This is a genomic window from Desulfoconvexum algidum (assembly GCF_055382125.1).
The window spans coordinates 1341635-1361855 of the sequence record NZ_AP042394.1 but is presented as its reverse complement, the minus strand read 5'-3'; the positions used below and the strand labels follow the sequence as shown (position 1 = coordinate 1361855).

At 44.4% G+C, this 20221-nt stretch carries 16 protein-coding genes; 12 read left to right on the top strand and 4 right to left on the bottom strand.

Going from position 1 to position 20221, the window contains the following annotated elements; genetic code table 11:
- Nucleotide 1: 1 nt before the first annotated feature.
- The 3 genes from ACZ45G_RS06140 to ACZ45G_RS06130 all read right to left on the bottom strand — a co-directional run bounded on the left by ACZ45G_RS06140 (nt 2) and on the right by ACZ45G_RS06130 (nt 4185).
- On the bottom strand, nt 2–1729 hold the full coding sequence (locus ACZ45G_RS06140) for an OmpA family protein (protein ID WP_464176052.1): 1728 nt from the start codon (nt 1727–1729) through the stop codon (nt 2–4).
- Between the two features lie 34 nt (nt 1730–1763).
- Nucleotides 1764–2369 carry a hypothetical protein gene (locus tag ACZ45G_RS06135; protein ID WP_464176050.1) on the bottom strand — a complete coding sequence of 202 codons (606 nt, stop codon included), beginning with the start codon at nt 2367–2369 and terminating at the stop codon, nt 1764–1766.
- 409 nt (nt 2370–2778) lie between these two features.
- The gene (locus ACZ45G_RS06130; protein WP_464176048.1) at nt 2779–4185 is read right to left on the bottom strand and encodes a hybrid sensor histidine kinase/response regulator; all 1407 of its coding nucleotides are present in this window, start codon (nt 4183–4185) and stop codon (nt 2779–2781) included.
- 938 nt (nt 4186–5123) lie between these two features.
- Here ACZ45G_RS06130 and ACZ45G_RS06125 point away from each other — a divergent pair.
- Nucleotides 5124–6767: an ABC transporter substrate-binding protein gene (locus ACZ45G_RS06125; protein WP_464176045.1), complete on the top strand. Its 1644-nt coding sequence runs from the start codon at nt 5124–5126 to the stop codon at nt 6765–6767.
- 19 nt (nt 6768–6786) lie between these two features.
- On the top strand, nt 6787–8658 hold the full coding sequence (locus tag ACZ45G_RS06120; RefSeq protein ID WP_464176043.1) for a sensor histidine kinase: 1872 nt from the start codon (nt 6787–6789) through the stop codon (nt 8656–8658).
- Here the strand turns inward: ACZ45G_RS06120 and ACZ45G_RS06115 are convergent.
- Nucleotides 8655–10049, bottom strand: a complete 1395-nt coding sequence (locus ACZ45G_RS06115) for a sigma-54-dependent transcriptional regulator (protein ID WP_464176040.1) — start codon at nt 10047–10049, stop codon at nt 8655–8657. The two genes, ACZ45G_RS06120 and ACZ45G_RS06115, sit on opposite strands and share 4 nt — an antisense overlap.
- Before the next feature lie 198 nt (nt 10050–10247).
- Between ACZ45G_RS06115 and ACZ45G_RS06110 the strand changes: the two genes are divergently transcribed.
- From ACZ45G_RS06110 to ACZ45G_RS06065, 10 genes are all read left to right on the top strand, one after another.
- Complete coding sequence (locus ACZ45G_RS06110; RefSeq protein WP_464176038.1) at nt 10248–11195, top strand: biotin--[acetyl-CoA-carboxylase] ligase; 948 nt, start codon at nt 10248–10250, stop codon at nt 11193–11195.
- A gap of 8 nt (nt 11196–11203) precedes the next feature.
- Nucleotides 11204–11734, top strand: a complete 531-nt coding sequence (locus tag ACZ45G_RS06105) for a biotin transporter BioY (RefSeq protein WP_464176035.1) — start codon at nt 11204–11206, stop codon at nt 11732–11734.
- A 68-nt stretch (nt 11735–11802) separates the two neighbouring features.
- Nucleotides 11803–12558, top strand: coding sequence for an energy-coupling factor ABC transporter ATP-binding protein (locus tag ACZ45G_RS06100; protein ID WP_464176033.1), 756 nt, complete (start codon nt 11803–11805; stop codon nt 12556–12558).
- The gene (locus tag ACZ45G_RS06095) at nt 12546–13313 is read left to right on the top strand and encodes an energy-coupling factor transporter transmembrane component T family protein (protein WP_464176031.1); all 768 of its coding nucleotides are present in this window, start codon (nt 12546–12548) and stop codon (nt 13311–13313) included. The genes ACZ45G_RS06100 and ACZ45G_RS06095 overlap by 13 nt, the downstream gene beginning before the upstream one ends.
- Nucleotides 13314–13387: 74 nt before the next feature.
- Nucleotides 13388–14788 (top strand): HD-GYP domain-containing protein, encoded by a 1401-nt coding sequence (locus tag ACZ45G_RS06090; protein WP_464176029.1) that lies wholly within the window; start codon nt 13388–13390, stop codon nt 14786–14788.
- Nucleotides 14789–14797: 9 nt separating this feature from the next.
- Nucleotides 14798–15583 carry a tetratricopeptide repeat protein gene (locus tag ACZ45G_RS06085; protein WP_464176027.1) on the top strand — a complete coding sequence of 262 codons (786 nt, stop codon included), beginning with the start codon at nt 14798–14800 and terminating at the stop codon, nt 15581–15583.
- A 133-nt stretch (nt 15584–15716) separates the two neighbouring features.
- Nucleotides 15717–16292 (top strand): hypothetical protein, encoded by a 576-nt coding sequence (locus tag ACZ45G_RS06080; protein ID WP_464176025.1) that lies wholly within the window; start codon nt 15717–15719, stop codon nt 16290–16292.
- A gap of 57 nt (nt 16293–16349) precedes the next feature.
- Nucleotides 16350–17306, top strand: coding sequence for an ABC transporter ATP-binding protein (locus tag ACZ45G_RS06075; RefSeq protein WP_464176022.1), 957 nt, complete (start codon nt 16350–16352; stop codon nt 17304–17306).
- A complete protein-coding gene (locus ACZ45G_RS06070; protein WP_464176021.1) occupies nt 17307–18014 on the top strand; it encodes an ABC transporter permease subunit in 708 nt (235 codons plus the stop codon).
- Between the two features lie 9 nt (nt 18015–18023).
- Nucleotides 18024–20216, top strand: a complete 2193-nt coding sequence (locus ACZ45G_RS06065) for a Gldg family protein (protein WP_464176018.1) — start codon at nt 18024–18026, stop codon at nt 20214–20216.
- The last annotated feature ends 5 nt before the right edge of the window (nt 20217–20221 follow it).

The window sequence follows — 20221 nt, the reverse complement described above, 5'->3', positions numbered from 1 at the left end:
GTTAGCGGCCCTCTTTTGAATGTTCATAAAATATTTTAAATGTTACGGCCCGATTAAATTGTTTGTCCTCTGTATTGTTTTCTTCTTTTAACAAAATTTTTGTCCCAATACCGGAAATGGAAAGAAACGCCGGATTTATGCCCTGGATGATTAAGCTATTGAAAATTTTTTCAGCCCTGTCCCGGCTCAATCGCTGGTTCAATTTTTCATTGCCCGAAGAATCGGTGTGTCCCAGAATAATAATCTGAACAGACCTTTCAACTCTGGATTGCAATTTGTGAATACGGTTAATTAATTTATGCAGTTGCTCTAAAATATGTTCCTGATTTTCGACCAAAGCGGTACTATTATTTTCAAAATAAATCCGGATTGACATGAGTTCTTTTAGGGCAATATTTAAGTCTACCATGTCAATATTTTGAATTTTGTCATCCTTATAGCCATCGATTCCCGGAATGGTGGGCGCTATTTTTTGAAAATTCTCAATCCAGGTATGTGAAGCGTGGCCCTGTGCGATAATCGTATTTCCCAAGAGTTCTAATTGTATGGTTTCAGGGGGCTTGAGAATAAATTTCGCCCGTTGAAAAATAAAGTGCGGATCAAGGCTGTAAAAGGTCTGCCAACGGCTTTCAATGGAAACAGGATCTATTGCGTCATTGTGAAGCAAACTTAAAGGGTCTGTTGCCAACGGATCCCGAAGGCCGGTAATCAAATATTTTCCCTCTCTTTTTTGGGCAGAGAGTATGATCAAACCTTTTTGAGCCTCAATCTGATTTAAATACTGATGCCAAGCCTGATTTGTAGTATATGCAGAGAAGCCCCACATCCCCACTCCACAGAGGATCACAAGGAAAAAACCCCAGAGAAGGGGGGAGAGATGTTGGGTCTCTTTTTTTCCCTGGAATTGCAATCCCTCTTTTAATTGTTCCCGAAAGATTGAAAATGGAAGTACATCCCCATCAAATTTTTCAAGGGCAGCACCTGATTTAATATGAATTTCCTCGATGAGTTCCCGGTACCTGATGCGCATATCAAAGGGAGGCGTGCCCCTTATCACCGCAGCAATCAAGGCATGTTCTCCTTTTTCAATCCAGATACTCTTATCGGATCCCATCCGCAGTGTGTCCAGATCATCATCGGTATCAAATGAATCTTTAACAAAATCCTGGATTGCCGTCAGCATACCAGAGACCAGATCCGGGTCCTGAATAATAATATCCTTTGCAACCACATGGTCCAGAACAATTCCCGATTCTCCATGGATAAAAAATATCTGCTCCACTTTGTAAACAAGGGTATGGAGCAAAATAACTTCAGCAAATTGTTTTCGAGTTCTAAATGCTTCAAACCGCCATTTCATTCCCTGGATGGAAACGCTGTTATTCAACATCTGATTAAGGGATTGAATCATTCCCATAATTGTCGATGAAATGGCTTTCCGGATTCCCGGCCCAAGGACGGGCGCTAATGCTTGTGCAAGGGCCTTTGGATTTTTCTGCACCGATATCTTTATGGCATCGTCAATCACGGGTTGAATAACACGGGAGAGCTTATTGTTGGCCAGTACAGACAAAGAAATCGCTTCCGGAAGAGACTGACTGATTTCTTTAGCCCTTATCATGGGGTCATCCAGGCGATTTTCTATCCGCAGGATCTGCTCCTTTTCAGATTTGAACAGCAGCTCCTTTAGTGCATTCAGCGTTTTGCTTTCATCCGCGTTTGAACCCATGTCAAAATGCCTTTAATTCTTGTTGGCAGGTGTATTATCCCTTCATTTTTTCCACTGAATCAGTATTTCCATCATTGGAAAGCCGCATGGCAAGTTCAAGAAAAAACCCAGACAAATCTGAACGGTTCACCTTGGCATCGTCAAGTTCCTGGGCAGTTAGTTTCATGTTTTTTGAGGCATTGTCATACCTGGACAGTATTTCTTCGGATAATTGTTTTGACTGGGAAAGGATCTGATCCCTGAGTTCAGTGGATTTTATCGCCAAATTTTCTTCTCCCGTAACTATTTTTTTATTTAAAGACTCAACCCCTTGTTTTAATTCGTCTTGAATCATTTTATGGGAGTCAACCCGTTCATTTGATTCATTCTTAATCCGTGCGTTTATATCTTTTATTTCCTGCTTGGTATAGGTTTCCAGGGCATCAATACGCTTTAGCAATTCTTCTTTGAGTTCACCGGCCTCCTGGCCAAGACGCTTCTCCATTGTGGCAAAGCGTTTTTCATAATCTTTTGCCTGGTTCCCAAAAAGAATGTCACGAATTTTATCCATATTACCAACTTCAGTTAACTCATTTCCCGCGGAACTTTTATCATTGCGGATAGACGATTCAGGGGTCTTTTCTCTGTTGGGTTTATTCATTATCAACCTCCTTTTCAATTATTTTGGACACACCGATTCAAATTAAGATAAAATTTCAATCTTTATAAAATATTGACAGCTTGGAATACCCACCTGAAATAATAAAACCATAAATTTCCTTTTGTTTCGAAGGATATAACTATTTCGCGTTTCGCGCTAAAGGGGCAAACAAAAAAAGGAACTTCACCAAAATAAACATATCCTGACCAACCGATAAAATCAAACATAAACCAGGTTTCATTTGACGTATTAAATAATTTTTTAAATTTGGGAAACTTATAGCAAAATTCTGCGATAAAACATGGTATCACTGCTGAAAATTGACTCACAAAAAAAATTTACTATTTGTACTCGACAAAAGGACCTTCACACTGGATAAAGGATCATTGGGGGACTGATTTTCCTAAGTTCATTCATAAGAAAAATTTTCGGATTTATCCAGGAGGTGACGAATCAATTTTAAGGATGTTTCCTGTTTTCCAGGTTTCATTAAAAAACCATCAATACCCATTTCCTGAAAATTTTTTTTATTAATTGTTTCACTAAAACCAGTACTGATAATAACCGGGATATCCGGTCTGATTTTTTTTATTTTGGTTGCCATTTCCAGGCCTGTCATGTTCGGCATTGTCATATCACAAATAACAATGTCAAAATCTTTTGGTCGGGATTTAAATTCATTAAATGCATCAACACTGCTGACAAAGGGGGTGACACGGTACCCAAAATTTTCAAAAAACTCTTGCTGAAACTCCACGATAAAAGGGTCATCATCAACAAAAAGAATCGATTCGCACCCCTGCTGATCTGGTTGCGCATCCCCCATGGATGGGATGTTTGAAAAAGGCAGATGACACCTGGGAATATAGACCTGAAAACAGCTGCCCCTGCCAGATGCACTGGTAACACAGATATCTCCGCCATAATTTTTTACAATACGGAAAATTATCGATAATCCGAGTCCCGTACCCGTTTTTTTGGTTGTAAAATAGGGTTCAAACACTTTGTTTATAATGGAAACATCTATTCCCTCCCCTGTATCGGCAATGGACAAACAGACATAGGCTCCCGGTTCCAAGGACACGTCTTTGGGGCCACTTCCCATAACTTGAATTTCTTTTAATGAAATATCAAGTATCCCATCTTTATGCCGCATTGCATGGGCAGCATTGGTAATCAAATTCATGACAATCTGATGAATGTGGGTGGCATCTACCATGGCGGGTCCGCATTCATCATCAATGGACTGGATAATTTTAATGGTGGCCGGCAGGATTGACCGGCTCAATTTTATGACCTCCCTGACGATGAGCTGAATTTTTACAGGACGGATCTCAAGTTCTGCCCGATGACTGAAACTAAGAATTTGTTTTACAAGTGCGCTGGCCCTGTTTGCTCCTTTAAGAACATTTTTAAGGGGCTTTTGAAGCTTGGTGTCATGGGCAGTATTTTCTATCAACATTTCAAGGTTCCCAATGATGGGATGAAGGATATTGTTAAAATCATGGACAATACCGCTTGAAAGGTCACCAATGGCTTCCATTTTCTGTGTCTGTTGAAGCTGGTGTTTCAATTCTTCATTTTCCTGTTCAAGGTGCTTCAAATATGAAAAAAAGTCAAAAGACCCTTGGTTTTCACGAAGAAAGTCAAAACAGTCAGAAACGCAGGGAATTTCATTGGCGTTTGAATAGTGAACAGGCCCCCTATCTTCTGTTCTTGCCGGGGGTCTCAAAAATTTTTCATCACGCCTTTGTTCTAAATTAAAATCATCCAAATTCAAATCATCCAATGGATTGGTGTCTGCTAAAGTATTCAAGAAAAATTGATTCAACTCCCTAAGCCGGTATCTAAAATCATGCTGCAACCCGGCTCATATTAAATGCATTGGGTTAATCTCCCCGTAAATTTATTTCCTCAAAGCGCCCAAAGTTTTGAATATTCATATTCACATGACGATATAGAGGAGCAATGATTGTGCCAGGAATTTTCAACAAGACAACAACAGCATAAGTAATTGAATTTATATTAAATATGGACATTTTTTCAACCCAAAAAATCCTGACAAAATTCAAATGGATGCACATATTTATGGGCAGCCATAGCCCCAAGCAAGAGATAAAAACATAACTACTTGAATTTTAAAAATATATTGGATGCATATAAATAGAGACATTCTGCACATTTTTATGTGCAGAATGTGCAGAACAGGATTCAATACGATCCAAAAGAAGACAAAAAACATAAGAAGATCCCTCGTTCACCATTTGCGATTTTACTTGCACATGGAAATGTGCATTTCGAGGGGATCCCTTTTTAGCTATATCCCTAAACATACAGAAATACTACTATAAATTCAGATGGTTAAAAACTAATTTTCCATAAAATTCAACCTGGCCTCTGTCTTGCTAAAGAAAGGAGCAACATGTTGAAAATTGTATCGTTAAGTTTAATCAATCTGAGTAAAGGAGATCATTATGAAAAAATTATTGGTATCAGTTTTTGTAATTGGTGTGTTGGTAGCCGGATATGCAATGCCCGTATTAGCCTCTGGCGGTGGTGGTCCCTACTAGAATCTTTTTAAAGACCAGTACAGATGCATCAATTCAGATTCTAAAAAAAAAGCACGGGACATTTTGTCCGTGCTTTTTTTAGAAGCATAGCGAATAGTTTTTTTCAAAAATTTGCCTGCTTGCATATATACTGTTCCTATGGTAACTTTTTTCCTCTTTAATACGTATGGTTTAAGGAGAAAAAATGAAGTTACCCGTCCTGTCTTCCCTGTTGTTGTCTATTTTTTTTTCTTTGAGTTTAATTTTCCTACCCGGCTGTACAAACCAAGATGAAGAAGAAAAAACACTCCTATCCGGAACGGTACCCATCCAGGGAGGTATTTATCGCTTACCCTTACCCAACAACCCTGCTACCCTTGATCCTGCCTATGTTCAAGACAACTATGGCGAGGCAATTGTCCATCAAGTTTTTGATAACTTGGTTCGGTTTGACCCATATCTTTCTGTTTTACCGGCCCTGGCTGAAACCTGGCAGGTAACAAAAAACGGAAAAGAATACCGATTTATCCTGAGAGAAAACGCCCGGTTTCATAACCTGGACCCCGTCACCTCCGAGGATGTAATTTTTTCCATTACCCGGCTTTTGCGGGCAGACCCTGCTCCTGCTGTGCTGCCCCATCTGCTTAAAATTGATGGTGCAAAGGAATACAGGGATGGCATTATAGAAATAGTTCCCGGCCTGAAAATTGAAAACAACAGAATTTTCACGGTCCGCCTCAATGAGTCCCATGTCCCCTTTCTAACGGCCCTGGGCATGTACCAGGCTGCCATTGTTCCCAAAAAAGAGGTCCTCCGGTTGGGAAATGACTTTGCGAACCATCCAATAGGAACCGGCCCCTTCAGGTTTGTGTCATGGGAGTGGGATCAATCCATCTGCCTGGGCCGATTTACTGATTATTATGCCCAACCAGCTTACCTAAAGGAAATTCACTATAAAATTTACCCAAAAGGACAGGCGTTAAAGGAATTAACAGATTTTCAACAGGGCAAGATTGAAGAGATGGCCGTGTATGGGGATGTTCGAGAAAAACTGGCAGGAATCAAAGGGCTTCAATGGTTTCACAGGCCCTCCTTGAGCCTCTTTTTTTACGGCATGAACACAAAACATCCCAACCTTGCAAATCCCGACCTTCGAAAAGCCCTTTCCATTGCCGTTGATCGCCATCAATTTGTCAACCAGGTGTATAAGGGCCAATTTGAAATTGCCAGAACCATTTTACCCCCCGGCATGCCGGGGTATACGCCCTTGAACCGGACGGAGGACAATAACCTGGACCTTGCCCGGCAACACTTGAAACAGGCCTTTGCCAAGCCCATTGAAGATCTGCCTGAACTGGAAATTGTCTCCGCCTTTAAAACCCCCAGGGTAGAACAGGAAATGGCCATGATCAAAAAATTTTGGTCAGGACTCGGATTAAAGATCAAGATTAAATACATAACAGATTGGGATAAATTTGAAGCCTATCTAAAATCAGACAAGGTTCAAATTTACCGGTATGCCTGGTCAGCGGATATGCCCGACCCGGACAGTTTTTTATATTCTCTTTTTGCCTCTGAATCGCCCAGCAATTTTATGAAATTTCAAGATGAGAAGGTGGACAAACTGCTCTTAACTGCAAGGGGAATCGTAGACCCGGTTGAGCGAGCCAGGATGTATCAAAAAATCGAAGCCAGCATAATGGCATCGACGCCCCTTATACCGCTTTTTTATATGAGCGTGGACCGGGTGTATCAGCCCTATGTTAAATCCGTTAATGTAAGCGCCCTGGGAGCCCATACCATGCCCCTCAACCGAATTTGGCTGGACAAATTCCCAACGAGCAAGTGAAACCAGATAAAGGAAATACGTGAGCCTGATAAAACCACAGAGGACGTTGTCCCGCGGCAAAGGAAAAAATTTTAAAAAACCCAAATTTGTGTCCCTGCGCTATCGATTCATCCTCATCACATCCCTCATGCTTCTCCTTTTGCTGACCACCCTTGCCCTTGTTCTGGGAATCATGCAAACCCGAACCATACAGGGTCGGATTGAAAGACAGGGACTGGCCATTGCAAAAAATCTTGCTGCCATATCCGTTGATCACTTGATCACCTATAACTATGTTGCCCTGGAAAAACTGGTAAACCAGGCGGTAAACAATCCTGAAATTTTTTATGTCATTATCCATGACAAGGAGGGGAGGGTTGCCGGTTACAGCGGAAGACCCGATCTACAAAACACCCTCCTGACCGACGAAATCAGCCTGAAGGCAATTGAGGCAAAAAAACCCTTGGTAACCGTCCAGGTGCCTGAACCCGGCCACACCCCGGTGATGGATGTGGCGGTGCCTGTTTACCTCCCCGGTTCCCAAGACCAATGGGGAACCATCCGGATCCGTTTATCCCTTGAACTGATGCACCAGCAAATCCGCCAGACCCTCTGGAGTATCCTTATCCTGGGATCCCTGGCCCTTGCCATTGGGATCTTGATCGCAAACTGGGTTGCCCAGCGGGTCACAAGGCCTTTGGAAACATTGGTAAACGCTACTATTGAAGCTGCTCAGGGCAATTTAAAACAATCCATTTCCATTCACACCCGGGATGAGGTGGAAATTCTGGCAAACAATTTTTCCTTTATGATCCAGGAAACCCTTGCTCAAAAACAGCAATTGGAAAACCAGCTCAAAGAGATCCAACAATTGCAGCAATATGCAGAGAAAATACTCGCCACAATGGGGGACGGCCTTTTGGCTGTTGATGTGGAGGGGATTGTTACGGCCATAAATCCGGCGGCCCATACCATCTTGGGTCTTTCCAATAGCAAAGTTGTAAAAGGGTGTCATGTTTTGGAACTTTTCAGTCAAGAGATACCCTTTGCAGACTATCTGCGACAATCCCTTGAAAAACCTTCCACCAGAAGCCAACAAGAAATCCATCTGCAAAGAGATGACACGACCCAGGTGCTGCTGGTCGGTGCCGGTATTCTTGAATCCGATCAAAAGAAACCCCGTCAGATCATCTTTAACCTCAACGATATTACGGTGCTAAAAAAATTAGAAGCGCAAATCCGACAGAGCCAACGGCTTGCAGATTTGGGAACCCTGGCTGCCGGCATGGCCCATGAAATCAGAAATCCCCTTTCTGCCATCAAAACCTATGTGGCACTGCTGCCCAAAAAAATCAAAAAACCAGGTTTCCTGGAAAAATTTCAAAGAACCGTTCCCAGGGAGATCAACCGGCTCAACAATCTCATTGAAGAACTGTTAGAGTTGTCACGGCCCCCCAAATTCAATTTCAAACGGACAGATATCCGGGCATTGCTGGAACAGAGCATTGAATTAATGGAAGCCGATTTTATGGAGAGGGGTATTGACTGCCAATGGGAGGTTCCCAATGAATTGCCCAGGGTCATGGTGGATTCAGATCAGCTTGAAAAAGTATTTATAAATCTGCTTAAAAATGGGGCACAGGCCATGCCGGATGGGGGAACGCTAACCGTTGGTGCCTCGTGCAAGGACAAATGGGTAACCTTATATTTCCAAGACACAGGCTCCGGGTTTTCACCAGATCTGGCCCAAAGTATTTTCACCCCATTTTTTACCACCAAGGCAAAGGGAACCGGACTGGGACTGGCCATCACCCACAAGGTTATCTCGGAACATGGGGGACAGATCGAAGCAAAAAGCCAGGAAGACCAGGGCAGTTGTTTTTCAATTCGTCTGCCGGGAATACAAGATTAATCCTCCCGCTGGTCCCGGGCAAGATCCAGGGCTTTCATTTTTTGAATAAGGGTATTTCTATGAATACCCAGAATATTTGCTGCCATGGTCTGGTTCCACCTGCAATTTTGAAGGGCCCGCAGGATGTAAAGACGTTCAAAGGCGTGGCGGGCCTGGACCAATCCCTTGTTTTCCCTAGTCCCTTTTTGCTCCCCTCGTTCAGATTCCCCATGGAACAAAAGATCAAAGGGTAGATCTTTCTCATCAATAAATTGGTTTTCTTCCCCCAACACCACCATCCGTTCGATAAGGTTTTCCAGTTCCCGGATATTGCCGGGCCAGGGATAGGCTTCGAGCACGGCAATGGCATCCGGCGTAAATCCTTTTATGCGTTTATTCATCTGACGGTTAAACCGGTCCAGAAAAAAATCGGCCAGAATGGGAACATCCCCCTTGCGGCTGCGAAGGGGTGGCAGCAGTACCGGCACCACATTCAGCCTGAAATAAAGATCCTCTCTGAACGTCCCCTCCTTGACCATCTCATCCAGGCTGGTGTTGGTGGCCACCACAATTCTGACATCCACCTTAATGGTTTGATGGCTGCCCACCCGGGTAAATTCGCGTTCCTGGATAAATCTTAGCAACTTTGCCTGGAACTCAGATTTCAAGCTGGAAATTTCATCCAGAAAAATGGTGCCCTGGTGGGCAAATTCAAATTTGCCCATGCTCTGTTTGTGAGCGCCGGTAAAGGCACCTTTTTCATGACCGAACAACTCGGCTTCCATGAGTTCTGCCGGTATGGCCGCACAATTAATGGCAACAAAGGGTTTTTCGTGACGGAGACTTGACCTGTGAACGGCCCTTGCAATAAGCTCCTTACCCGTTCCGCTCTCACCTGTGATCAGTACATTACTGGATGTTTTTGCCACTTTTTCAACCAAATCAAAAACCAGGGCCATGTTTTTTGATCGGCTGATAATCTGGGTCTTTTCCGCCCCGGAAGCAGCCTCGGAACGATGAAAGCGGACCTCTTTTACAAGGTTCCGATTTAACAAAACCTTGTCCACCCGGTTCAATATAATTTCATGGTCAAATGGTTTGGTAATATAGTCATAGGCACCCAGCCGAATTGAATCCGTGGCTTCCTGGGCGCGATCCACAGCAGAAATCATAATGACATCCAGATTTTTGTCATGGGCCTTGATCTGCTTTAAGGTTTCAATCCCATCCATTTCAGGCATGACAATGTCCAGAAAAATAAGGTCAAATATCTGGGCTTTGATCTGGGCAAGGGCTTTGAACCCGCTGTCGACACTTGTGACATCATAATCATCTTCCAAAATTTCCATCAATGCATCTCTGATGGCTTCATCATCATCTACTACCAGAATCCTTTGCTGTATTGACACCATCGTATTTCCAACTCGATATTTATTAGTGCTTGAGCCTGTTCACCTATCTTCTCGGGGACTGCCTTCGTCCCATCACAAATACTACAGATTCCATTTTTTTACCATGTTTTACATTGTTTTTTAGATCCCAATTTCACTGATCGGAATAAAATTTTTCTTGACCTGTTCCCCGAATCTTGTTAACCAACTATTCTTATTATGGTTAACAAGACAATAGATAAAAAACAGATGATCCTGGAACTGCTTTACCGGCATGGTGGCGGCACAATATCCGGGGTAAAAATCAGTGAGGCAACGGGTATTTCCCGGGTGGCGGTATGGAAACATATTGCGGCGTTAAAACAAAGTGGTTTCGCCATTGATTCCGGGCCCAATGGATATGCACTTCCCCACCCCGAAGACCTGCTGCTTCCCTTTTGTTTTGAGCCGTCTGTCAGGGAACAGATCCACCATTTCCAGGAAGTTGAAACCACCATGGACATAGCCAAAATCCTTGCCAGGGAAGGCACCCCCCATTTAAGCTGTGTGGTGGCCGAGCACCAGACAAAGGGAAGGGGCCGTCTCAACCGGGAATGGGTATCCGATAAAGGCGGACTCTGGTTTACCCTTATCCTAAAGCCCCTTGAACCACCGCCCCTGGTGTATATCTACAATTTTGCAGCATCCCTGAGCCTGTCCCGGGTGTTAAAAAAATTATTTGATCTGGATATCAGTGTAAAATGGCCCAATGATCTTTTGCTCGAGGGAAAAAAACTTTCCGGCATGCTCTCGGAGATGGAAACTCGTGGGGACATGGTTCAGTTTTTGGTGATCGGCATTGGCATCAATGTCAATAATGATCCTTCCAACAAAGAATTTAAAGCTGTTTCCCTGAAAAATATTTTGAAAAAGAAGGTGTCCCGCAAACAAATTCTGACCGCTTTTTTATTGGAATTTAAAAACAGAATTCAAACCATTAATCCCACAAAAATAATCGCTCAATGGAAAGAACAAACCAGCACCCTCGGCAGCCGCGTCCGGGTTGAGACCTTTGACAGCTTCCATGAAGGAACCGCCGTTGATGTAGATGAAACTGGCGCATTGATCATTGAAGATGACCAGCAAAATCGGAAAAAAATAATTTATGGTGATTGTTTCCACACATAAAAGGAAAAATGATGCCCCCTTCCAGCCAGCTTAAAATGACCGTATATACTGCCCTTTTTGTCGCCCTGATCGCCATGGGTGCCTTTATCGCCATCCCCATGGGGCCTGTCCCCATTGTCTTGCAGAACATGTTTGTCCTGCTGGCCGGGATCATTCTGGGTCCTGTCTGGGGACTTGCCTGTGTGGGTATCTATCTTCTGATCGGCCTTGCAGGATTCCCTGTTTTTGCCGGGGGCACCTCTGGTATCGGAAAATTATTCGGGCCCACCGGCGGATACCTCCTTGCGTATCTGCCGGCAGTTTTTATAACCGGCACCATTTCAAAGGGACAAAAAAAAAGTATTACAGCAGATGTGCTTGCCATGATAACGGGCTCTTTAGTTGTTTATGCCATTGGTGTTCCCTGGTTAAAAATGGCCTTTTCCCTGTCCTGGCAAAAAGCGATTGCTGCCGGCATGGTTCCTTTTTTAATCGGGGATGGGCTGAAAATTGCGGCGGCAGCCTTTATGGCAAAAAAAATCAGGCCCCTGATTAAATAGCCGAGACCAAAAAGAACCGATATCCAAACAAAAAATCCCAGGATAAAAGGCAGGTAAAGGTATTTCACATGGCAATCCCCCTTCTTGAAATAAAGCACCTCACCCACAGCTACCCCGATGGAAACAGTGGAATCTTCGATATTACTTTTTCTATTTTCAAGCAGGATTTTATCATCCTGGCCGGCCAGAACGGTTCGGGGAAGACAACCCTGATAAGACATTTAAACGGTCTTCTCAGGCCCTCAAAAGGAGAGATTCAACTCCATGGGAAAAATATTTTAAAGGATCTGACCCTCACCCGAAAAACCATCGGCATGGTATTCCAAGATGCAGATACCCAAATTGTAGGGGACACTGTATTTGACGAGGTGGCCTTTGGCCCTGAAAATTTAAACCTTGAGCGCAGCCTTATTAATAGAAAGGTCACTCAGATACTGGATCAACTGGGTCTGATCGGATTAAAAGACCGGAATCCGGCCACCCTTTCCGGCGGCGAAAAAAGAAAACTGGCCATAGCCGGCATCCTGGCAATGGATCCTGAGATCATTATCTTTGACGAACCCTTTGCCAACCTGGACTACCCGGGCACCCAATCCCTTTTGACCCTTATTTTTGATCTGAACAAAAAGGGCCAGACCATCATCATGGCAACCCATGACGTGGAAACACTTTTGAACTGTGCCTCCCGCCTGCTCATCATGGCAGACGGCCGGCTTGTGGAAGACGGATCAATTGCAGGCCTGCTGGGAAAACTTGAATCCCATGGAATAAAAGAACCCTGTACCTGTAAAATCACGGAAAGCTCTCCCCCATGGCGACCTTAAATCCCTTTATGTTCAGACCGGGCAGTTCAAGCCTGCATTGCCTGGATCCCCGGTGCAAATTTTTCCTGGTCTGCATGATGAGCCTTGCCATATTGAATGCAGGCTTCCCTGCCTGTTTCATCTGCCTTGTGATACTGTTTTTTTTCCTGAAACAAATCAGACTTCCAATGGGGCACACCTTGAAACACCTGAAATATTTTATCTTGTTGCTATCCTTGATCATCCTTGCCCGGGGAATGGCCATACCCGGGAATTCTCTTGCTTCCTTCCATGGGATAACCATAAGCTCCCAGGGTCTTTACCAAGGAGCCCTTGTTGCCCTTCGATTCTTCCTGGTCATGATCACGGGGCTTCTATTTTCTGCCACCACCCGATCTGCCAGTCTGAAGAATGCGGCCCAATGGTATTTAAAACCCATCCCCTTTGTTCCGGAAAAACGGGTGGCCGTTATGATCAGCCTTGCCCTGGGTTTTTTGCCCCTTATTTTACAACAGGCCGAAGAAACCCGTAATGCCATCCATTCCCGGTGCGGAAACCTGGAGAAAAACCCGGTAAAACGGTTTACCCGCCTGACCCTGCCCCTCTTAAAAAAAACCTTTTTGTCCGCCGATCACCTCATCCTTGCCATGGAAGCCAGGTGCTATGGTGAGGACCGGACCGACCCTGAATTTGAGCCCAGCGGCAAGGAGACGATTTTCATCATTGCCGTTCTTGGCTTCTGGATTTGCAGTCTATTTTTGGAGAGCTGTATCTGAATAATTATCTTGACATAACCAGATGATTTCTATAGATATATAGATTTTTTTCTAACATTTAAGATAGGTAGCGTTTGACACTTCACTTAAAAAAATCAACAATTTTCAGAACAATAAAATTCAAGCTAAGTGCATTGTTTTGTTCCGCCACCATTGCATTGTCCATCATGGCCGGTGTCACCTTTTATGATTACAAAAAAGAGTTTCTTTTCAACCAGCTCAAAGAAAATGCAGGCACCCTATCTAAAAACCTTGCCATAAATGCCGGTGCCGCATTGTTGGACAGTGATGAAATGCAACTGAGCGTGTTGGTCTTTACCGAACTTAAAAACCCCGGTGTCTTGTCTGCCGGTATTTTGGATCATGAAGGAAAGGCACTGATCCATTCGGATATCAAAAAGATAGGGAACGCTGTTCTTCCCGGAAATAGTGTGCTGAAAAAAACCACAATCCCAGCGAAGAATCAATTAACAGAGAGCAAACCGATTCTAGTCAACGGCAAAAAAATCGGCACTGCTTTGCTGACAATGGATATATCACCCATGCTTGAAAAAACCGCAAAGCTTGGGATGGGAATTTTTACAGCAGCTCTGTTGTTCAGCGGTTTTGGCTGTTATCTCATCATCCATGTCATCGGCAATCAGCTTGAACCTTTGGGCATCCTGAGTCAGGCTGCCGTTAAAATTGGACAGGGTGATCTGAGTGTGCGGGTTCATGAACGCGGAGGAGAAGAACTCCGAAAACTGGGTAAGGTATTTAATAAGATGGCCCAAGGCCTGGACCAGGCAAACCAAAACGCGGAAGAAGGATACCTTCAGTCTGTCATGGCTCTCAGTGCTGCTGTGGAAGCAAGTGATCCCTATACAAGGGGACATTGTGACCGAGTCGCCTATTATTCAGAACAAATCGCCCTTCACATGGGAATGGACAAGGCCTTTGTAAAACAATTGGTTCTGGCCGGCCAGCTGCATGATTTGGGGAAAATCGGTGTTGACAAGGAAATCCTTTGCAAGCCCGGCCGTCTTGATTCAGATGAATTCAATCACATTGCCCGTCACCCCATGATTGCCTGGGAAATTTTAGAACCAGTGCTGTTTCTATCCAAAGAAAGGGAGATTATCATTGTCCACCATGAACGGTTTGACGGCAAGGGATACCCCAATGGTCTTCACGGAAATCAAATATCTCGGGCAGGAAAAATCCTGGCAGTTGCAGATAGTTATGATGCCATGACGTCCAACCGTCCCTACAGAAGACATATGGAAGAAAAAAAAGCCCTGGGTATTATAAAAGAAGAACGAGGCAACCAGTTTGATCCTGATATTGTGGATGCTTTCCTGGAAGCCCAGCCCTTCTTTGAGAACCGTGAGTCCCTGGACGAACGCCTTGAAATCTCCAGTCGGGGAAGGGTGTGGCTTTATGATGAGACCTTTTCAAAGGCATCCACGACAAAGAATCCGGCTGCCTTAAACTAGGAGTTGTCAATGAACCGTATCTTGCCTTTTCTAATCCTCTTCATGGGCTTGTTTTTAAACGCCTGTGCAGGGAACACTTTTTTAAACAGCAAACCGGTTGAAACCAAAGCAATACCCCATGCTGCCACTGCCGCTAAAAATATGGACCCCCAAAAGCTTTATGAACACAGACAATATGACAAAGCGTTGATGGCAATGCTTGAGGCAGATCCCAAGCTGTTGGAAGATCTGTCGGCCAGAAAATTACTCTGGCGTATCAATGATCGGCTTGTCACGGCTCAATGGTATTTGCAAAAAGGCATTGTCGAATTGTTAAACGGTCATAAAGACAAGGCCCGAAATCATCTTGACGAAGTGCTTAAATTATATCCCGACCACAAACCATCTCTCCTACTAAAACAGAATCTGGACGCCATCGACTTAAAAGAAACACCTAAAAATCTAAAACCCCTTCGGAAAAAAGAAAAAATCAGCAAAGGCCCGGCAAAAGAAGATTTAAACCTGGCGAAATATTATTTAATGACAGGCCAAGCCTATTTTGAGGAAGGACAGCTGACCCTTGCAAAGACTTCCTGGCTCCAGGGCCTTGATATTGTGCCTTCCCATAAAACCATAAAGAAAAAATTGGGTAAACTTCTCACAAATGAAGGGCTACAGCTTTTCGGGCAGGGAGATATAAAGGCTTCCATTGAGAAATGGAAGGAGGCATTAAACATAAACCCACATAATCCTGAAACAAAAGGGTATCTTGACAAAGCCCGTAAAGCCGAAGAAAAAGTCCGTTCCATTGATTAAATTACATTTTGGTCATCCAGAAATTTTGTATTGATCCCGATTCACTTTTATTGTAAACTTCAGATCATAATCAATCAATATTACTTTTTGTATTGAGGTGTATTTAATAATTAAGCCCCGGAAAGGAGGCATCATGTCCAAAATAGAGGATCCGTTTCTCGGACCCGCCATGTTTGACCTGAGGGGGAAACAATCGGTAAGAGCAACATTTAAGCTATCCCAGAAAGCCATTGATTCCATCGGGCTTGTGGCCATACACATGGGCATCAAACAAAAATCCTTGTTTGATCATATCATTGAAGACATGGCTGCCCTTTCCGACATTGCCAAAACCATCCGGATCCGACAATTTCAAAAAATCCCCAGACGTCAGAAGACCTTTGTCCTGAGCCGTAAAACCATTGATGCCCTGAGCACCATTTCTCAGACCTATGACATGCCCAGAGATGCTTTGGTTGAATATTCTGTTAAAAAACTAGAATCGGTAATAATGGCGGAAAAACTGCGCCACCAGGAACGTAAAAAACTCCACAAACAAATGGCCGCCCATTTTATAGAAGGAGAAGCTCTCTTTGAACACGCAACAAAAGTTTTGGGTATTGATGACCCTTTTTGCCGGCGTTTTGAAAAGACCGTGGCCATGGCAAGAAAAACCACCCAGGAGGTTAATGAGTTCCTGGAAAAAAGCAAAGTGTTAGAAGACTTTTAAACAAATTTATCATTTCATTTATTACCCTAATATTTATGACTGATTAAGGAGGACGCATTGATAGATGTTCAAAATCTGACCAAGTATTATAATGATTTTTGTGCGGTTGATAATATCAGCCTGACAGTCCAGCCCGGAGAAATACTCGGGCTTCTTGGTCCAAACGGTGCAGGGAAAACAACCACCCTACAAATGCTCACGGGTTTTTTTAAGCCCAGTTCCGGCAGCATCACGGTCAACAACCTTGCAATGGGGAAAGATACCCTGGAGATAAAATCCCTGATCGGCTATCTCCCTGAATCAGCCCCCCTGTATCACAACATGCTGGTATATGATTACCTCACCTATGTTGCCAAAATAAAAGGAATCCGTAATCCGGCAAAAAGAGAGGCACGCTTCAGGGAACTGTCAGCATTATGTGGCCTTTCCGCCATCATGGGAAAACCCATCTCCACCCTTTCCAAGGGATTGAAACAACGGGTGGGCATTGCCCATGCCATGATGACCGACCCCGAGATTTTAATCCTGGATGAACCCACCTCGGGCCTTGACCCCAACCAGATTGCAGAAATCCGGGACATCATCCGGTCCATTGGAAAGGAAAAAACCATTATTTTTTCCACCCATATTTTAAGTGAGGCAGAGGCAACCTGTGACAGGATTGCCATTGTCAACAAGGGGAAGGTGGTGGCAAATGATACCACGTCCCAACTGAAAAAAAATGCAACCCAGGCCTCGTTCATCCGCCTCTCCCTGGCAGGTCCCACTGAAAGCCAAGCCCTGGAGCTGCTTTCGGCCATTGGCGACACACTGGAAATAACCCCCATTGTTCCCCTTGAACAAAATATGGTTTCCTTTGAAATCAGAGATCCAAATGATAAATCAGACACAACAGACATCAGATCCAGAATCTACCTGAAAATAAAACAAACAGACTGGATCATGACGGAACTTGCCAAAGAATCCCAGGCCCTTGAAAAAATATTCCAGGAACTGACAAGGGAGGAGATTTAAATGATGACACAAATTTCAACCATTGCGGCCAAAGAGTTTAAAGATTATTTCATATCCCCCATTGCCTATATTGTCATCGCCCTGTTTTTGATTGTGAGCGGGTGGTTTTTCTTTTCCACCTTTTTTATTTTCGGCAGAGCAGATTTAAGGGATTTTTTCTCTTTTTTGCCCATTACCTTTTCCTTTTTTATCCCGGCCATTACCATGCGGCTCTTTTCAGAGGAAAAGAATGTGGGCTCCTATGAAACCCTTCTCACTATGCCCGTCTCTTTTACAGACATTGCCATTGGCAAATTTTTAGCCGCCACCCTTTTTACGGCAGCCATGCTGCTTCCCACCCTGGCCTATCCTCTTTTTATCTCCTTTATCGGGGACGTGGATCCAGGACCTGTCATTGGCGGATATTTCGGCGCTATTTTGCTGGCAGCGGCCTATTGCAGCATGGGGATTTTTGCCTCGGCCCTGACCCGAAATCAAATTGTTGCCTTTATCATTGGATGCGCCCTTTGCTTTACCCTTACCATCCTTGACCGGATGCTTTTTTTTGTACCCGCAAAACTTACGGCCCTCATCGAATATATTGGGGCCAATTCCCATTTCACAAATATTTCCAAGGGCATTATCGACTCCCGGGATATCCTTTATTTTATCAGCCTGGTCTTTGTTTTTATTTTTTCAACCTATATTGTTATGCATGAGAAGAACTAAGGAGACACAATGGGTAATCCATCCAGAGAACATTATTTCAAATTTATCCTCTATATAGCCATAATTATACTGGTCAATATTGCAGGACGCTCCCTGTTCTTCAGGGCAGACCTGACCAAAAACGGGATTTACTCCCTGTCCGATGCCAGTAAAGAGGCCGTGGCAACCCTGTCCGAACCCTTGAGCATCAACGTTTTTTTCTCCAAGGACCTGCCGGCCCCCCACAACAATACCGAACGGTATCTTCGGGATCTGCTGGTTGAGTACGCGGCAAGCGCAGGACGACAGTTTAACTACACCTTTTACAATGTGTCTTCGGAACAAGGAGATCTCACAAAGCAGGCGGATGACAACCGGGAAATTGCGAAAAATTATGGGCTACAGCCGGTCCAGATCCGGGTCATGGAAAATGATGAGCTCAAATTCAAAAATGCTTACATGGGCCTTGTCATCACCCACGGAGACCTCATCGAAAGAATCGGCGCCATCACCACCACCGACGGGCTTGAATATCAGCTGACAACCGCCATACAAAAATTGAACAACAAGGTCAGTGCCCTGTTGCGCCAAGAGGACAAAATCCATGTCACCTTGTATCTATCCTCTTCTTTGAACACCATAGCCCCCCTCATCGGCCTTGACCAGCTACCGCAACTGGCCACCGAGGTAAAAGAAGCCATTGAAGCCCTTAACGCCAAAAATCTTAATATCTTTGAATTTAAACATCTTGACATGAACACCAAGCAAGAGATGGAAACCATTGCCAAACGCTATGATCTCATGGCCATGTCCTGGCCACAAATTTCCGACAAAAATATTGCAGCCGGACAGGGGGCAGCGGGTCTTGTCATGGAATACAAAGGTGAGGTCTCCACCCTCCCCCTTATCTCCTCAATGGAGCTGCCCATAATCGGCACCACCTATCAGATGGCCGACCCAAAAGCGCTTGAAGACGAAATGACCGCCATCATGGAAAAAATGATCGGCATCAACAAGACCATCGGATATCTCGCCGACCACGGGACCCCGGTGCTGGGGCAAGACAGAATGGCCATGATGCAGGGCAGGCAAGGAAATGGGCTGCAGGTATTTAACACGCTTTTGTCGTCACGATATGACATAAAATCCATTGCACTAAAGGAAACCGCCATTCCCGATGGGCTAAATTGCCTGATCATTGCAAAACCGACCCAAAAATTTTCCGATTATGAATTGTTTCAAATTGATCAGGCCCTGATGAAGGGGACCAATATTGCTTTTTTTGGCGATGCCTTCAATGAAATCATGCCCCAGGGCGGCATGGGTATGCCCCCCCAGTATATCCCCTTAGACACAGGCCTGGAAAAATTACTCACCCATTACGGCATCAGCATGAAACCGGCCTATGTTCTGGACAAGGAGGCCTATAAGCACCAGCTCCCTCAAAACCAGGGAGGGGGTGAACAAACCATCTATTTTGCTCCCATGTTAAAGGAAGACTCCATTAACAACACCCCGAAATTTATGAACAATATCAAGGGGCTGGTTGCCATGCAGATCTCGCCTTTAACCCTGGAACCTGAAAACATCAAAACAGATCAGGTTACTGCCACAAGGCTTTTGGCATCCTCGGACCAGGCCTGGCTCATGGAAGGCATGATCAACCTGAACCCCATGTTCATTACCCCGCCAAGTGCCCCCGAAGCATTTGCAACCCATGATCTGGCATATGTTCTGGAAGGCCGGTTTACAAGTTATTTTGCGGGAAAAGATATTCCGGCAAAGGCATTGGGAGAAAAAGAGATCCCCCAGGAAAGCCAGGGGGAAAGCGCAACCGAGAAGGGCAATAGCTCAGACACGAGCCTCCCCCAAGGATTTGTGGCCCAAAATAAGGTAATAGAATCATCAAAACCGGTTAAAATTTTTGTCCTGGGCTGTTCCCAGATGCTTGCAGATAATATGCTGGATCCCGGGGGCCGATCCACCAATGCCACCTTTCTTTTGAATGTCATTGACCACCTGAATGGTGAAGATCAGATTGCCAGCATGAGGAGCAAACAACAGACCTTAAATCCCCTTGCCCAAATCGCCCCGGTTACCCGGACAATTATCAAAACGGTTAATATCGTGGTCCTGCCGATTCTGGTGGTCCTTTTCGGCCTGGGAGTCCTCATGGCAAGAAAGGCAAGAAAGAAAAAAATCTCAAAGATGTTTAACGCCTAACAAGG

Bases quoted from the DNA above. Each gene is read 5' to 3' on its own strand.
- ACZ45G_RS06110 (WP_464176038.1), top strand. From the start codon at position 10,248: ATGGTTAACAAGACAATAGATAAAAAACAGATGATCCTGGAACTGCTT.
- ACZ45G_RS06105 (WP_464176035.1), top strand. From the start codon at position 11,204: ATGATGCCCCCTTCCAGCCAGCTTAAAATGACCGTATATACTGCCCTT.
- ACZ45G_RS06115 (WP_464176040.1), bottom strand. From the start codon at position 10,049: ATGGTGTCAATACAGCAAAGGATTCTGGTAGTAGATGATGATGAAGCC.
- ACZ45G_RS06135 (WP_464176050.1), bottom strand. From the start codon at position 2,369: ATGAATAAACCCAACAGAGAAAAGACCCCTGAATCGTCTATCCGCAAT.
- ACZ45G_RS06125 (WP_464176045.1), top strand. From the start codon at position 5,124: ATGAAGTTACCCGTCCTGTCTTCCCTGTTGTTGTCTATTTTTTTTTCT.
- ACZ45G_RS06065 (WP_464176018.1), top strand. From the start codon at position 18,024: ATGGGTAATCCATCCAGAGAACATTATTTCAAATTTATCCTCTATATA.
- ACZ45G_RS06080 (WP_464176025.1), top strand. From the start codon at position 15,717: ATGTCCAAAATAGAGGATCCGTTTCTCGGACCCGCCATGTTTGACCTG.
- ACZ45G_RS06070 (WP_464176021.1), top strand. From the start codon at position 17,307: ATGATGACACAAATTTCAACCATTGCGGCCAAAGAGTTTAAAGATTAT.
- ACZ45G_RS06095 (WP_464176031.1), top strand. From the start codon at position 12,546: ATGGCGACCTTAAATCCCTTTATGTTCAGACCGGGCAGTTCAAGCCTG.
- ACZ45G_RS06140 (WP_464176052.1), bottom strand. From the start codon at position 1,729: ATGGGTTCAAACGCGGATGAAAGCAAAACGCTGAATGCACTAAAGGAG.
- ACZ45G_RS06100 (WP_464176033.1), top strand. From the start codon at position 11,803: ATGGCAATCCCCCTTCTTGAAATAAAGCACCTCACCCACAGCTACCCC.
- ACZ45G_RS06085 (WP_464176027.1), top strand. From the start codon at position 14,798: ATGAACCGTATCTTGCCTTTTCTAATCCTCTTCATGGGCTTGTTTTTA.